Source organism: Rossellomorea sp. DUT-2, assembly GCF_052665285.1.
Genome location: NZ_JBQPEO010000001.1, coordinates 308744 through 323432, shown reverse-complemented (window position 1 = coordinate 323432; position 14689 = coordinate 308744). Strand labels below are relative to the sequence as shown.

Sequence of the window (14689 nt, the reverse complement as noted above, 5' to 3'; positions counted from 1 at the left end):
ATAAGCATAGGGCATCCATTCAGATGCCCTAATTTTTTATGATTCAGCGTGAACAAGCTTTACTAACATATGGGCAAGCATATGCTGCTCTTCCTTGTTACCTGCTTTCCATAATTCATGTAATAACTTTTCTTCTCTATTCTTCGGCTCCTCATGAGCTGCAAGATAGTCTCCCACCTTCTGGGCTGCCTTTGCCTGCTGCTCTTCATTCATCCCTAACTTATCCGCCAAGGAAACTTTACTACCTAAGTATTGTTTGAAATGATCAAAGTTTGATAATATATCCTCTTTTTTGTCCTGGGACATATTATCTAACGTTTTATCCACCTTTGACTCCATTTTTTCTTCTGTAGAATGATTTGCCATGTAAATCTCTCCTCTCATTCAATCTAGTATGTATATTCCCACCATTGGGAGAGGTAAACATTTATTTTCATATTATTGGTAATCGAATCCCCAACTCTCTCCTTTTTGTTTAAGCACTTTCTCCAGCGTGTAAACAATATAGGGATACCGAATAATGAGGAGGACAAAATAAAATGAAGAATGTTAAGAAGAAAGTTGCCATTATTACAGGAGCAAGCAGTGGAATCGGACAAGCGACCGCGAAGGAATTAGCCTCAAAAGATATAACCGTTATGCTTGCGGCAAGACGTGAAGAACGATTACAAGAATTGAAGAATGAGATTGAACAAATGGGCGGAACGGCTTTTTACCATGTAACAGATGTGACGAACGCAGGAGAAATGGAACAACTGGCTAAAGAGACGGTAGAATTGGCCGGTCATATTGATATTCTAGTCAATAATGCAGGACTCATGCCCCTTTCATTAATAAATAAAAGAAAAATTAAAGAATGGGATCAAATGATTGATGTGAATATTAAAGGAGTACTTTATGGAATCTCTGCTGTCCTGCCGTATATGGAAGAACAAAAGTCAGGACATATTATCAATATCTCTTCTGTAACCGGTCATAAAGTCATGCCCGGAAGCTCCGTCTATAGCGGGACGAAATATGCCGTTCGTGCGATTACAGAAGGCTTGAGACAGGAAATGAACGCTTCTCATAACATTCGTACAACGATCATCAGTCCTGGTGCAGTTGCAACCGAACTGACAGAAACGATTACAGACGAAGATATATTAGCCGCGTTTGAGGGTCGTGACATGAAGCCACTCGACAGTGAAAATATAGCGAAGTCGATCTCTTACGCCGTCGAGCAGCCAGACCATGTAGATGTAAATGAAATCATCGTACGCCCTACCCAACAAGACATGTAAACATAAGGAGGACTAATCATGAATACACAATTCGATAAACTGTTTATTAATGGAGAATGGGTGAAAGGAAGCAGTGAGAATATGATTCTCAATAAAAACCCATTCAATAATAAAGAGCTTGGTTCCATTAAAGCTGCCAATAAAGAGGATCTCGACAGCGCTTATAAATCAGCACAAAAAGCTCAAGAAAGCTGGGCGAAGGAACTTCCTCAAGTAAAAAGAGAAGTAATGGAAAAAGCCGTTGAAGTCGTCGAAAACAATCAGGAATTAATCATTGATTGGCTTATTAAAGAGTCTGGCAGCACATACATGAAAGCCGCAGGCGAAGTAAAGGTCTCCATAAATAGTATGAAGGAAGCGGCAACCTACCCTTACAGAATGGAAGGGAAAATACTACCTTCTCAAGTACCCGGGAAAGAAAACCGTGTCTACAGGGAACCGCTTGGAGTTGTGGGAGTAATCAGCCCCTGGAACTTCCCCTTCCATTTAGCAGTTCGCTCAATTGCAACGGCTTTAGCAACCGGAAACGGTGTTGTTGTTAAACCGGCTACTCATACCCCTGTGACAGGCGGTTTATTATTTGCAAGTATCTTTGAGGAAGCCGGGCTGCCGAAGGGGTTGTTAAATGTAGTCGTTGGAAAGGGATCAGAAATTGGTGATGATATCGTTCAGCACCCGATTCCCAGATTGATTTCCTTTACCGGTTCGACTGAAGTGGGACGTGGAATAGGAGCGCTCGCAGGAAAGAACCTGAAGAAGACTGCTCTAGAGTTAGGTGGAAACAACGTCTTTATCGTTCTTGATGATGCAGATCTCGATCAGGCAGTTGAATCAGCCCTATTTGGAAAATTTTATCATCAAGGACAAATTTGCATGTCCATTAATAGGATCATGGTTCATAAAGGGATGTACGATAAATTTGTGAAAACTTTTGTATCTCGTGTAAAAGAACTAAATACAGGAGATCCTTCAGATAAAACGACCCAAATCGGGCCATTAATTGATCAAAATCAAGTAGACCGCATACTGAAGGATATTGAAAGCAGCAAGGAACAAGGAGCGGAAGTGGTATTAGGAGGCAACGCTGATGAGAACTTATTGTATCCCACGGTAATGACTCATGTGACCAACTCAATGCCGATTGCAAAGAATGAAATCTTCGGACCTGTAGCAGCCATCATCCCGTTTGAAGATGACGATGAGGCGATCCGCTTGGCCAATGAACACCCATATGGCCTAAGTGGAGCAGTACACTCTTCCTCCATAGAGAGAGCGACGAATTTGGCTCACCAAGTAAAGACCGGGATGATTCATATTAATGATGAACCTGTGAATGATGAACCGCATATGCCATTCGGGGGAGAAAAGGATTCCGGACTGGGCCGTTTCAATGGCGAATGGGGTCTTGAAGAATTCACAACCGTTAAATGGGTCGCCGTTCAGCATAAGAGAAGAGACTACGGGCCATTTATTGAAAAGAGATAATAAGAAAAGCGAGTCTTGATGACTCGCTTCTCTTGTTTTTATAGTTCATCAAACCCATTAGCATCCGATGTCTTCGTATATTGCCTTGATTTCTGTTCAAAGAAATCAGTCTTCCCTCTATCCACTTCCTGATAGGCAATGATCCATTTTAGTGGATTGGTCTTATATCCTTGAAATGGTTCTTCAAACCCCATCTGTTTGGCTCTTTTATTCGCCATGAATTTAATATAATCTTCAAGGTCGCTCATTAACAGCCCTTCAACGTGAGATCCGATGATATCTCTTCCCCACTCTATTTCCAGGAGAGCTGCCCGTTTGAAAGCATCTTGTCCAAATTCACGCAGCTCATCCGTTTGATAATCAGGATTCTCGTTAAGGACTTCTTTATAAATTTTTTCAAATAAGCCGACATGCAGCTGTTCATCCCGATTGATATAATTAATCATCGTCGATGTCGCCACCATCTTTTGATTTCTGGCCAGATTGTAGAAGAAGGCAAAACCGGAGTAGAAGAACAATCCTTCCAGAATGACATCATAAATGATCGACTTTAATAGATTCTCAATGGTGGGGGATTCTACAAATCCTTTATATCCATTCGTAATAAATTCGTTCCGCTTCTTCAAAATTGGATCGTTCTTCCAGAAATCAAACACTTCATCCTGCTTCTTTTTGGACACGATGCTGGATAACACGTAACTGTACGAATGGTTATGGACGACCTCTTGCTGTGCCAAAATGATCATCAATGCATTCAGGCTGGAATCCGTGAGATAGTCTGCCACTTTACCGGCGTAATCGGTCTGCACACTATCAAGGAGAGCCAGTAAGCCGATGATTTTCAAAAAGGACTCCTGCTCCCTTGATGAAAGAGTAGGGAACTGCTTGATATCCTTTGCCATGTTGATCTCAAAAGGCGTCCAGAAATTCCCCAGCATTCTCTTATACTTTGGATAGGCCCAAGAGAACCTGACATCATCCCAGTTTAATATATTCGAGCTTTGTCCATTTACAATTCCGGTAGATTTATTTGGTGCCTCAGAATCTATTAAGATTCGCTGCTTCAACCCATTCACGTTATCATCTTCCTCCCTGCTAGCTATGGCAGCTTTCACATTCTTCAAAATTTGAAACAGATGTTGATCTCACATAGTAGGTCGTTTTCAATCCTGACTTCCATGCATCTAAATGAAGAGATAGTAACTCGATCGCCTTGATATCATTCCTCACATACAAGTTAAACGATATTCCTTGATCTATATGTCTCTGTCTCTTCTCATTTTGTTTAATACTCCAGTGCTGATCTACGTTATAAGCCGTTTTGTAATACCAGGTCGTCTTAGATGATAAATCAGGTGCTGTAACGGGAATCTTATAGTCTTTCTTTTCTTCCGAGTACTCTAATCTGAATAAGGGATCTATACTCGCTGTAGATCCGGCTATGATCGAAGTGGACGAATTGGGTGCTACCGCCATTAAATATCCGTTTCGGATTCCCCGGGAGGAAACATCATACCTGAGTGCATCCCACCTCGGTCCGGAATACCCTTTCTTTGAAAAATATTCTCCAGTCGACCAGTCGGAACCGCTGAAATAGGGATAGGAGCCTTTTTCTTTCGCTAATTCATGACTGGCTTTGATTGTGTAATAAGCAACATCCTCGTAAAGCGAATCACAATAATCAACTGCTTCATCGCTCTCCCACTTCAAACCTTTCAATGCAAGGAGGTGATGCCATCCAAAGGTTCCTAATCCAATCCCTCTATAGCGCCTGTTTGTCAGTTGGGCTTGCAGGACAGGAAGCTTATTAATATCTATGACATTATCAAGTAATCTCACTCCTATGGACACGACTCTTTCCAGCTCATCATCCATGATTGTTTTGGCTAGAGAAACAGATGCCAAATTACAGACGACATAATCTCCCGGAGATTTATAGGTAATGATTTTACCGTCCTTTATGACCTCTTCTTCCATGACGGTCGCACTCATATTCTGGGCGATTTCCGTACATAAATTACTACAGTAAATCATTCCCTTATGCCCATTGGCATTTAGCCGATTGACTGAATCGCGGTAAAACATATAGGGTGTACCCGTTTCGAGCTGGGAAATCATGATCCGCTTGAAAATTTCAATCGCAGGAACCACTTCCCTGGAAAGATCGGGACATTCTACACACTCCCAATACTTATCCCTGAACGAACCTTCTCCCTCACACTCATCATAGTAATCTTCCAGGGAATATCCCATGACCACCCTCACTTCATGAGGATCGAATAAGTACCAATCCCCTCTATCCTCCACTTGTTCCATGAATAAATCCGGTAAGCTTACTCCAGTGAAAAGGTCATGAGTACGCTGCCTTTCATCTCCATTATTTAATCGGGTATCAAGAAAAGGAAAAATATCCTTATGCCATACATCCAAATAAACAGCAATCGCTCCTTGACGTTGACCTAATTGATCAACGGATACGGCTGTGTTATTTAGTTGCTTCATCCATGGTATAACACCTGAACTTACTCCCTTGAAGCCTTTGATATTACTACCTCTGCTCCGGACCTTCCCCAGATAGATACCGAGACCGCCACCGTTTTTACTTAGTGTGGAAACATCTGTATTACTGTCATAAATACTTCTTAAATCGTCGGCTACCGTATCAATAAAACAGCTCGATAACTGACCATGGCTTTTGCCGGCGTTGGCAAACGTAGGGGTTGCAACCGTCATATACAAATTAGACAGGGCCCAGTAAGCTTCTTTAATAAGCGCCAGTCGCATATCACAGGGTTCGTTCATAAAGAGCGTCATGGCGATGATCAGCAATCGCTCCTGAGGCAATTCAAGGATTTCACCATCATGGGACTTGGTTAAATACCTCTCTGATAGTGTGACGATCCCTATGTACGTAAACAGATGGTCTTTAGATGAATCCATGACCCTCCCCAAAGAGTGAATTTCTTCCTTGCTATATGATTCCAATAGTGCGGGTGTATATAGTTTCCTATCAGTCAAGTCTTGAATTAATTCATAAAAGGAACTGTACAACGCGCTTTCTTCCACTCTCCTTGAATAGGCGATTGTACGATAAAGTTTCAATAAATATAATTCTGCAGCCACATACGTCCAATCAGGTTCATGGGCAGAGATCCGTTCGACTGCCGTGAGTATCATGAAATGATAAAGCTTTTCTTTACTCCATTCAGATTGACCGTCTGCATACTTAAAAATCTTTTCATCGAATTCTTTAAAATGAAGTTGTGGAAAGCGACTGTGAAGATTTGTAAGAATCGCTTTTGCTTCCTCTGAAATCCTTTGATCCTGTGATACGATTGACATCATCATTCCTCCCAATTTATACAGTGTGGGAAGGATTCAAAAAAGCCCATCCTTCTAGAAGGATGGGCTTTATATACGAAAGATATATGAATAGACGACAGTGCCTATTCCAATCCTCGCTTTATCCTCCCAATTCCCGAAGAAGATAACACGTGATAAACAAGGCAGGTCTCCTGACTCGTGCTTCACCCTACTCTAAGGCCTTCCCATCGTATATGACAGTGGCAGTTCCTTATTTCGTCAGCACTTACAGTTGCGGGGACAGTTCCGGATTCACACCGGATTCCCTTTTAAGTCCATTCAGACACCTTATTCACAGGTTATAATCAATATATAGTTACAATTATCAAACAAAACACTAAATGTTGTGTTCTGTATCATCATAAACGATTAAAAATGAATTTACAAGTGAAACTATTGATTTTGTTTAGAAGTTAAAATCTTTTAATAGTATCACTCTATTACACTCGTAAAGTCAAGAGTTGTAACAAGTTGAACAAAAGGAAAAATCCTTCCTTTGAATTATGCTTATAATTATTATTTTCCATGAAAAGAATAGTAGAAGATTGAATACTACCTTCAAATGGACACTAGTCAGCCGACACCTGCCTATATGTTGGTTGAAGAAAATGTTACCACTCATTATAATTCAAATAGAAGGTTGTTTGACAGTATTCTTTGGTCCCCAATATTTTTTATAGGCTGTTTAAATGGAGGAAAGCACTCGATTTGAACAGCCTCTTTTTTTTAGCTACCAAGTGAAAACCTTCTTACATTTTCATTTCTGCCCGGCAGTTGATAGTCAAATGTAATCGTATACATTCTAGTGAAAGAGGGACCATATTAGTAATTCACTGTATTTCAACCTCATTACAATCTATACTTTTTAGCTTAAATACTTTCTTTTTACGGGTTTTTCCTTTAAAATGCGCATTAAGTGATTTTTTTGGAAATCACACCTTACTTCTGAAAGGGGTCTATTATGAAAAAATTATTAACGACTTTACTAGTAGCATTATTAGCGATTGGACTAGCCGCTTGCGGTTCGAACGAGGAGAGCCAAAAACAAGCTGACGATAAAGCGAAAACAGAAGAAAAAAGCGATGGAAAGGCTCAAGAAGAGCAAGCGAAGCAAATGGAAGAAATGCAAAAGAAAATGGATAAACAGAAGGTTGAAAAAGATAAGATCGTTGCCATTGTAAATGACGAAAAAATTAAAGGTGAAGATTTCAATAACGTATTGACTCAATCACAAATGCAGTATCAACAGATGGGGCAAGATCCGACAAGTAAAGATGCAGCAAAGAAAATAAAAGAACAAACGATTGATAGCCTGGTTGGACAAACTCTCCTTATGCAGCAGGCCGATGAAAAAGGCTACAAAGCATCAGAGGATGAAATCAATAAACAACTGGAAGAAGTTAAAAAGCAGTACGGTGATGAAAAGAAGTTTGAAGACGCAATGAAAAAAGCCGGATTCACGATGGACGAGTTAAAAACTCAAATCGCCGAAAACATCAAATACACTAACTACGTTGAAAAAGAAATCAAAGTAGAAGAAGTCTCTGAAGATGAAATGAAGAAATTTTACGATCAGTACGCAAGTCAACAAGGTCAGGGTGAATCAAAGGATGCACCAAAATTTGAAGAAGTGAAACCTCAGATCAAAACTCAATTAGAACAACAGAAAAAACAAGAAAAACTTGTTCAGCATGTAGAAGATTTAAAGAAAAATGCTAAAGTTGATGTAAAAATCTAATGCACCATGAAAGAAAGCCACCTACACAGTAGGTGGCTTTCTTATGATCTATTCCCCCGATGTTTTTCTCTGCCCACGAAGGGTATGGTACAACAACGACTCAGTAAGGGAGGGTGAAAAGATAATGACGAAAAGAGCCAATGACAATCCAGAGCAGATCAATAAAGATCATGACGGCATTCTCGATCAGCATGAAAGTGAGCAAAATGTGGATCCAATTCCCCTCGATGACTTAAAAAAAGAGCAGCGGGACGAGAAAAATAAGCATCATACGAAAGATGACTCGTCTAGCAAAGAATAATATGTTAATCAGAAGCCCTGTAGGATTCCCACAGGGCTTTCTTTCTTCTTATTTAGATAACCAATCCGTATGGAATGTTCCTTCTTTATCCACACGCTGATACGTATGAGCTCCAAAATAATCACGTTGGGCTTGAAGAAGGTTGGCAGGCAGTGACTCAGAGCGATAGCTGTCATAATAGGCCAAAGCACTCGCAAGACCCGGTACAGGGATACCTAATTTGATGGCTGTAGCCACCACTTCTCTTGCTTCCTCCTGATAGTCTTCAACGATTTCCTTGAAATACGGATCAAGCAGTAGATTCGTTAATCCCGGTTCACGATCATACGCTTTCTTGATATCTTCCAAGAAACCTGCACGAATGATGCATCCACCTCTGAAGATCATGGAAATCTCGCCGGGCTTCAAGTTCCAGTTATACTCATCCGAAGCAGATTGAAGCTGAGCGAAACCCTGTGCATATGAGCAAATCTTGCTTAGATATAGTGCTTTACGAATCATTTCGATAAACTCTTCTTTGCTACCGGAGAACTCCTTATTTCTTGGTCCTCTTAAGATTTTACTTGCCTTCACTCTTTCTTCCTTCATGGCAGAAATGAAACGGGCAAACACAGATTCAGTAATGATCGATAAAGGTACACCTAATTCCAGTGCAGAAATACTCGTCCATTTTCCTGTTCCTTTCTGCCCTGCTGTATCCAGGATCACGTCAACAAGGGGCTTTCCTGTTTCTTCATCCACCTTTGTGAAAATATCCGCCGTGATTTCAATCAGGTAGCTGTCAAGTTCCCCCGCGTTCCATTCTTTGAATATCTCATGCAGCTCTGTTGCGCTTAAACCCAATACATTTTTCATAAGATAATACGCTTCACAGATAAGCTGCATATCACTGTATTCAATTCCATTGTGGACCATTTTTACATAATGGCCTGATCCATCGGGACCGATATATGTACTGCACGCATCGCCTTTTACCTTGGCCGCAATCGCTGTCAGGAAAGGCTCGACTAAGTCGTATGCTTCCTTCTGACCGCTCGGCATGATAGCAGGACCGTATAAAGCGCCTTCTTCTCCGCCCGAAACACCTGCACCGATGAAGTTGATTCCTTTTTCACCAAGTTCCTTATTGCGGCGAATCGTATCTTCAAAGTATGTGTTTCCTCCATCAATCAGAATATCTCCCTGATCTAAATGTGGAAGCAATGATTCAATCGCTTTATCGGTAATATTACCGGCTGGGACCATAATCAATATTTTTCGTGGTGTTTCTAATGACTGCACGAACTCTTTTACATCGTGAGTACCGACCATTTTCTTGTCTGGATGCTCTTCAAGAACTTCTCTTACCTTTTCATCAGACACATCATAGATGGAAACGGAGTAGCCTCTGCTTTCGAAATTCAAAGCCAGACTCTTCCCCATCACTCCGACACCGGCAACACCTATTTGTTGTTTTTTCATATATTTATCAATCCTTTCACTTCGAGTAATCATATTTCCACCGTATATATTATAATATGAAATAATTTTCCGTGGTGGATTTTTATGAAATAATATTTTTTTATTTCATGAATTAGGTTAAAATTATTTTCATAAAGATTTCACCTTGAGGAGGTTTCCCTTGCATGAAAGAGGAAAAAGTACAGCATTGTTTACCTCGTATCCGTTCTCGTTACTCTCAATTCAGTGAAAAAGAAAAGATGATTGCAGATTTTATTATTTCTAATCCAGAAAAAATTATCCACTCTACCATCAGTGGTGTAGCAGAAGAATTGAACGTTGCAGATGCTACAGTCTTCCGATTCTGTAAACGATTGGGCTTTAAAGGCTATCAAGCAATGAAGATTTCTCTTGCATCCGACCTGGTGACCCCTATCGAAGATATTCATGAAACAATCAATGAAGGGGACTCTGAAGGTGTTATTGCCCAAAAAGTGTTCCGGTCCAATATCAGAACGTTAGAGGATTCTTTAAGCATGCTGAACGAAGAAATGTTTACGAAAGCTATTCAAGGGATGATAAGTGCCAGAAGAATAGAATTTTACGGTACGGGTGGGTCGGGGTTTGTTGCCATGGATGCTCACCATAAGTTCCTCAGAACCGGCATGACCACTACGGCATACAACGATCCTCATATGCAGCTTATCTCCGCTTCCCAATTGACCGATAGAGATGTGATTGTCTTTATCTCTCATTCAGGATCGAACAAAGATCTATTGGAAGTGTTGGACGTAGCGAAGAAGAATCGGGTAACGACCATTGCCATTACTCACTTGGCCAAATCCCCTTTGAGCAACGGAGTCGACATTCCTCTTTTCACGGTATCTCAAGAAACCGAATATCGATCTGAAGCACTTGCTTCAAGAATCAGTCAGCTTAGTATTGTGGATGCCCTCTACGTCAACACCATGATGAAAAGAAAAGATCTATCCAAAGCTTCCCTGCAAAAAATGCGTGACGCGATTTCCATTAAGAAAATCTAGTAAGAAATAGGGACGGACCTTAAGTAAAGGTCCGTCCCTATTTCTTACTTCGGATATTTCAGAGCATTCTTTTCAAGCTTCTTATACACTTCTTCTTCTAAGTCGATATCCATTTTATCAGCCAGCTGGACTAGATAAATCAGGACATCAGCCATTTCTTCTTTAATATTTTGATGTGTCGCTTGCACTGCTTCCCGGCTTGTTTTCCATTGGAAATTTTCCAGGAGTTCATTTGCCTCTAATGAAATGGAAATGGCCAGATCCTTTTCATTGTGATTGGCATCCCAGTTTCGTTCATCTCTGAATTCAATGACTTTTTCACACAGTTGTTTCATCTTTTCTCTCCCATTTGCCTATCATCTTTTACCACTTCTTAACTATAACACGGGTGGCACAAAGATTGTGACAGGGAAAACCGACTTTCTTGTGCTTAAGAATCGAGTCTTTCAATGATTGTTGCGTTTGCCATCCCGTGGCCTTCGCACATCGTTTGAAGGCCGAATCTTCCTCCAGAACGCTCCAGCTCATGCATCATGCTTACCAAAATGCGTGCCCCGCTGGCGCCTAATGGATGCCCCAGGGCAATCGCCCCCCCGTTTGGATTCAGTTTGGAAGGGTCGGCTCCTATCTCTTTTAACCAGGCAAGGGCAACAGGTGCGAATGCTTCATTCACTTCGAAAATATCAATTTCCGCCAATGACAATCCTGCTTTCTCCAGGGCTTTCTTCGTTGCTGGTATAGGTCCGGTTAACATGAGGGTAGGATCCGATCCGACCACCACGCGGGTATGAACCTTGAATCTTGCCTTCAACCCTAATTCTTCAGCCTTCTCACGAGTCATTAAAAGAAGTGCGGCAGCCCCATCACTAATTTGACTTGCATTACCTGCATGAATGATCCCATCTTCTTTAAAAGCAGGTTTTAAATTTGAAAGCACATCCATCGACGTTTCCTTTCTTGGTCCTTCGTCTTTAGAAAACGGAAATACAGTTCCATCCGGAAGCTTAACCATCACTTCATAAATTTCCCGGTCGAAATAACCAGCATCTTGAGCCTTTAACGCCTTTTGATGACTGGAATATGCAAACTGATCAAGATCTTCACGACTGAATCCGTATTCTTCAGCAATCCGTTCTGCTGATAAACCCTGGTGGATGATTTCATGTTGACCCCTAAGCTTTTCACTAAAGGGAGCACCCTGATAATTAGAGCCGATTGGAGTTCTTGACATATTCTCAACCCCGCCGGCGATCACGATATCCATGTCGCCGGAAAGAATGGCTTGTGATGCAAAGTGGACAGCCTGCTGGCTCGAGCCGCATTGTCTGTCGATTGTCGTACCAGGTACTTCAATTGGAAAACCGGCAATCAATGCAGCCACCCTGGCAATATCACCAGCCTGCTCACCTGATTGAGTAACACAACCTAATATGACATCATCGATAAGCCCAGGGTCAATCCCTGCTCTTTCCACTATCCCTTTCAGCACTTCCCCTGCTAAATCATCTGGCCTCATATCTTTCAACGAACCCTTTCGTCTTCCAACCGCAGATCGTATTCCTTCAACGATAACAACCTCTCTCATCCTGCTCTTCCTTTCTATAATCCAAGATTCTTCGCTATGATCACTTTCATGATCTCATTTGTCCCTGCATATATACTTGCAACAGGAATATCCCTGTATCTTCTCGCAATTTGATACTCTTCCATGTAGCCGTATCCACCATGAAGCTGCATGCATTCAGTGGCGATCTGCCTTGCCGTTTCTGTCAATTTATATTTAGCCATGGAAACCTTCGTCACAACATCTTTCCCATCCATATGTTCGGCGATCAAAGCATCGAGGAATACCCTGCCCATCTCAATATCCGTCGCCATTTCCACCATCTTAAATTGTGTATTCTGAAATTCACCAATCGCCCTTCCGAACGCTTGACGGCTTTTCACATAATCCATCGTAAGAGAAAACATTTCTTCTGAAGCAGTCTGAGCTGCAATCGCCACGATAAGACGTTCTTGCTGGAGCTTATTCATCAGATATTGAAATCCTTTGCCCTCTTCCCCAATCAAATTATCTTTCGGCACCTTGCAATCCTCAAAAATCAGCTCGGCTGTATCCTGACAGTGCAAACCAACTTTATCAAGCTTCCTTCCCCTGGAGAATCCGGGTGCATCCCTTTCGATGGCCAACAAACTGATCCCTTTGTGAGGCGGGCTGATGGTCGTATCTGTTTTACATGCAACAATCACTAAATCACCTTGAATCCCATTTGTGATGAAGGTCTTTTGACCATTCACAACATAGTGGTCCCCCTCAAGCTTAGCCGTCGTTTTAATCCCGGCTAAATCAGATCCTGTACCAGGCTCCGTCATGGCAATGGCCGTAATCATTTTTCCACTCGTGCATGCGGGAAGCCACTTTATTTTCTGTTCCTCACTTCCATACTCCGATATATAAGGGACTACAATGTCACTGTGCAATCCTATCCCGATCAAACCAGAGCCTACCCGTTCCAATTCTTCATTGATAATCACGGAAAATCCCCAATCCACCCCGCTTCCACCGTACACTTCGTCAAGATCCGGACAAAGAAACCCCTGCTCTCCCATCTTCGTCCAAAAGGCCCTTGGAACCATCCTGTTTTTCTCCCATTCATCATAAAAAGGATAAGCCTCTTTTTGTAAAAATTTCCGAAGTGCCTGCCTGAAAATGCTATGATCCTCCGTTAAATAATGATGTTTCATACGTACTCACCCTCCTAACAAATGTTGCATTTTTATTAAGCGCTTTCATTTTTCAGATAATGAATGAACATGCATTCATTTATTGAGCAACCATTTTCATCAGCTGTAACCACTTACTTGGGTTGCATTCTAATCGCACCGTCTAGCCGGATCGTTTCACCGTTCAGCATTGGATTCTCGAGTATACTCTTCACTAATTGAGCATATTCAGATGGATGACCGAGCCTTGGAGGAAAGGGTACCATCTTCCCAAGTGAATTTCTTGCTTCTTCAGGAAGTGTGTCAAACATGGGGGTATGAAATAATCCCGGTGCAATGGTCATGACTCTTATACCATCCCTTGCAAGCTCCCTGGCAATCGGAAGAGTCATCCCGACCACTCCACCTTTAGATGCACTATAAGCAGCCTGACCGATCTGCCCATCAAATGCAGCAACAGAAGCAGTATTGACGATGACCCCTCTTTCTCCGTGGTCATTTGGTGTATTACCCGCCATCTTTTCTGCAGCCAAGCGTATCACATTGAACGTACCAATTAAGTTAATCTCAATTACCTTGGAAAATCGATCGAGAGAGTGAACCCCATTTCTTCCTACCACTTTCCCTGGTGGAGCAATCCCTGCACAATTCACTACTGTATTAAAACCGCCAAAAGCCTGTATCGACCCCTCCAAGGCTTCTAACACCTGCCCTTCCTTTGTAACGTCTGTTTTATAAAAGCCAATGGAATCTCCATACTCCTCTTTCAAGGAAGCTGCTCTCTTTTCATTGAGGTCCAGTATAAACGCCTTACCTCCTTCATCAATAATCCTTCTTACTGTAGCTTCACCCAGCCCGGATGCACCACCTGTCACTACGGCGACTATTTCTTTCATTTCCACGATAAATTCCTCCACTCATGTAAAGCATATATGTTAATTTTAGCGTTGTAGGAAGGAAAAAGATACAATATTTTTATAATTCTGTCTACTCAAAATTCCCTTCCCTTACTTACCAAGGATAACGAAGCATCACTTGTTAAGAATAAGAGTGTAAAAGTCATTTACAAACAGGAGGAAACAATGACAAATAAAAATGATAATCGTGAACGAAAAAACAAATACCCAAACAACAAAAAAAGCGATACTGAATTCTCGAAAGAACTCAATATTCGCAGTGAAGTGACGAAGAAAGATTTAGGAAAATAAATTATACACAATGTGAAGGTTCCCTTTTTATGACGACCGTTTTAAATCGGATATATATTGGAAAGGCGCATATTCATTTTCTCATTTGTCCCCGGTTACTTAAA

At 41.5% G+C, this 14689-nt stretch carries 14 protein-coding genes and 1 riboswitch; of the genes, 6 read left to right on the top strand and 8 right to left on the bottom strand.

The features are described from left to right. Positions 1 to 36 precede the first annotated feature (36 nt). The gene (locus tag ACOSV2_RS01715) at positions 37 to 366 is read right to left on the bottom strand and encodes a DUF3243 domain-containing protein (protein WP_428973698.1); all 330 of its coding nucleotides are present in this window, start codon (positions 364 to 366) and stop codon (positions 37 to 39) included. A gap of 173 nt (positions 367 to 539) precedes the next feature. Between ACOSV2_RS01715 and ACOSV2_RS01710 the strand changes: the two genes are divergently transcribed. Next, positions 540 to 1283 carry an SDR family oxidoreductase gene (locus tag ACOSV2_RS01710; protein ID WP_428973697.1) on the top strand — a complete coding sequence of 248 codons (744 nt, stop codon included), beginning with the start codon at positions 540 to 542 and terminating at the stop codon, positions 1281 to 1283. An 18-nt stretch (positions 1284 to 1301) separates the two neighbouring features. Beyond that, entirely contained in the window at positions 1302 to 2768 is a 1467-nt protein-coding gene (locus tag ACOSV2_RS01705; protein WP_428973696.1) for an aldehyde dehydrogenase family protein, read from the top strand. Between the two features lie 38 nt (positions 2769 to 2806). Here ACOSV2_RS01705 and ACOSV2_RS01700 read toward each other — a convergent pair whose 3' ends face one another. Together ACOSV2_RS01700 and ACOSV2_RS01695 are read right to left on the bottom strand one after the other, a co-directional pair. Further along, the gene (locus tag ACOSV2_RS01700; RefSeq protein ID WP_428973695.1) at positions 2807 to 3844 is read right to left on the bottom strand and encodes a ribonucleotide-diphosphate reductase subunit beta; all 1038 of its coding nucleotides are present in this window, start codon (positions 3842 to 3844) and stop codon (positions 2807 to 2809) included. Between the two features lie 19 nt (positions 3845 to 3863). Further along, complete coding sequence (locus ACOSV2_RS01695) at positions 3864 to 6113, bottom strand: ribonucleoside-diphosphate reductase subunit alpha (RefSeq protein WP_428974264.1); 2250 nt, start codon at positions 6111 to 6113, stop codon at positions 3864 to 3866. Between the two features lie 143 nt (positions 6114 to 6256). Beyond that, positions 6257 to 6437: riboswitch (cobalamin riboswitch) on the bottom strand. 655 nt (positions 6438 to 7092) lie between these two features. On the opposite strand from ACOSV2_RS01695, the gene ACOSV2_RS01690 reads away from it, so the two are divergent. Both ACOSV2_RS01690 and ACOSV2_RS01685 read left to right on the top strand, forming a co-directional pair. Then, entirely contained in the window at positions 7093 to 7869 is a 777-nt protein-coding gene (locus tag ACOSV2_RS01690) for a SurA N-terminal domain-containing protein (protein WP_397553796.1), read from the top strand. A gap of 124 nt (positions 7870 to 7993) precedes the next feature. Then, positions 7994 to 8170: a hypothetical protein gene (locus ACOSV2_RS01685; protein WP_181778144.1), complete on the top strand. Its 177-nt coding sequence runs from the start codon at positions 7994 to 7996 to the stop codon at positions 8168 to 8170. Between the two features lie 48 nt (positions 8171 to 8218). Here ACOSV2_RS01685 and gndA read toward each other — a convergent pair whose 3' ends face one another. Beyond that, positions 8219 to 9631, bottom strand: a complete 1413-nt coding sequence (gndA, locus tag ACOSV2_RS01680; protein WP_428973694.1) for an NADP-dependent phosphogluconate dehydrogenase — start codon at positions 9629 to 9631, stop codon at positions 8219 to 8221. 164 nt (positions 9632 to 9795) lie between these two features. On the opposite strand from gndA, the gene ACOSV2_RS01675 reads away from it, so the two are divergent. Beyond that, positions 9796 to 10653, top strand: a complete 858-nt coding sequence (locus tag ACOSV2_RS01675) for a MurR/RpiR family transcriptional regulator (RefSeq protein ID WP_428973693.1) — start codon at positions 9796 to 9798, stop codon at positions 10651 to 10653. A gap of 44 nt (positions 10654 to 10697) precedes the next feature. On the opposite strand, the gene ACOSV2_RS01670 is transcribed toward ACOSV2_RS01675, so the two are convergent. The 4 genes from ACOSV2_RS01670 to ACOSV2_RS01655 all read right to left on the bottom strand — a co-directional run bounded on the left by ACOSV2_RS01670 (position 10698) and on the right by ACOSV2_RS01655 (position 14279). Next, positions 10698 to 10988 (bottom strand): nucleotide pyrophosphohydrolase, encoded by a 291-nt coding sequence (locus tag ACOSV2_RS01670; RefSeq protein ID WP_428973692.1) that lies wholly within the window; start codon positions 10986 to 10988, stop codon positions 10698 to 10700. Between the two features lie 95 nt (positions 10989 to 11083). Beyond that, positions 11084 to 12238 (bottom strand): thiolase family protein, encoded by a 1155-nt coding sequence (locus ACOSV2_RS01665; RefSeq protein WP_428973691.1) that lies wholly within the window; start codon positions 12236 to 12238, stop codon positions 11084 to 11086. Between the two features lie 14 nt (positions 12239 to 12252). After that, positions 12253 to 13398, bottom strand: coding sequence for an acyl-CoA dehydrogenase family protein (locus ACOSV2_RS01660; protein WP_428973690.1), 1146 nt, complete (start codon positions 13396 to 13398; stop codon positions 12253 to 12255). 113 nt (positions 13399 to 13511) lie between these two features. Continuing rightward, positions 13512 to 14279 carry a 3-hydroxyacyl-CoA dehydrogenase gene (locus ACOSV2_RS01655; protein ID WP_428973689.1) on the bottom strand — a complete coding sequence of 256 codons (768 nt, stop codon included), beginning with the start codon at positions 14277 to 14279 and terminating at the stop codon, positions 13512 to 13514. A gap of 180 nt (positions 14280 to 14459) precedes the next feature. Here ACOSV2_RS01655 and ACOSV2_RS01650 point away from each other — a divergent pair, with 180 nt between their 5' ends. Then, positions 14460 to 14585 carry a hypothetical protein gene (locus ACOSV2_RS01650; RefSeq protein WP_258549658.1) on the top strand — a complete coding sequence of 42 codons (126 nt, stop codon included), beginning with the start codon at positions 14460 to 14462 and terminating at the stop codon, positions 14583 to 14585. Positions 14586 to 14689: the final 104 nt, after the last annotated feature.

Coding starts and splice junctions, on each gene's coding strand:
- ACOSV2_RS01715 (WP_428973698.1), bottom strand. CDS start 366: ATGGCAAATCATTCTACAGAAGAAAAAATGGAGTCAAAGGTGGATAAA.
- ACOSV2_RS01710 (WP_428973697.1), top strand. CDS start 540: ATGAAGAATGTTAAGAAGAAAGTTGCCATTATTACAGGAGCAAGCAGT.
- ACOSV2_RS01705 (WP_428973696.1), top strand. CDS start 1,302: ATGAATACACAATTCGATAAACTGTTTATTAATGGAGAATGGGTGAAA.
- ACOSV2_RS01695 (WP_428974264.1), bottom strand. CDS start 6,113: ATGATGTCAATCGTATCACAGGATCAAAGGATTTCAGAGGAAGCAAAA.
- ACOSV2_RS01690 (WP_397553796.1), top strand. CDS start 7,093: ATGAAAAAATTATTAACGACTTTACTAGTAGCATTATTAGCGATTGGA.
- ACOSV2_RS01685 (WP_181778144.1), top strand. CDS start 7,994: ATGACGAAAAGAGCCAATGACAATCCAGAGCAGATCAATAAAGATCAT.
- gndA (WP_428973694.1), bottom strand. CDS start 9,631: ATGAAAAAACAACAAATAGGTGTTGCCGGTGTCGGAGTGATGGGGAAG.
- ACOSV2_RS01675 (WP_428973693.1), top strand. CDS start 9,796: ATGAAAGAGGAAAAAGTACAGCATTGTTTACCTCGTATCCGTTCTCGT.
- ACOSV2_RS01670 (WP_428973692.1), bottom strand. CDS start 10,988: ATGAAACAACTGTGTGAAAAAGTCATTGAATTCAGAGATGAACGAAAC.
- ACOSV2_RS01665 (WP_428973691.1), bottom strand. CDS start 12,238: ATGAGAGAGGTTGTTATCGTTGAAGGAATACGATCTGCGGTTGGAAGA.
- ACOSV2_RS01660 (WP_428973690.1), bottom strand. CDS start 13,398: ATGAAACATCATTATTTAACGGAGGATCATAGCATTTTCAGGCAGGCA.
- ACOSV2_RS01650 (WP_258549658.1), top strand. CDS start 14,460: ATGACAAATAAAAATGATAATCGTGAACGAAAAAACAAATACCCAAAC.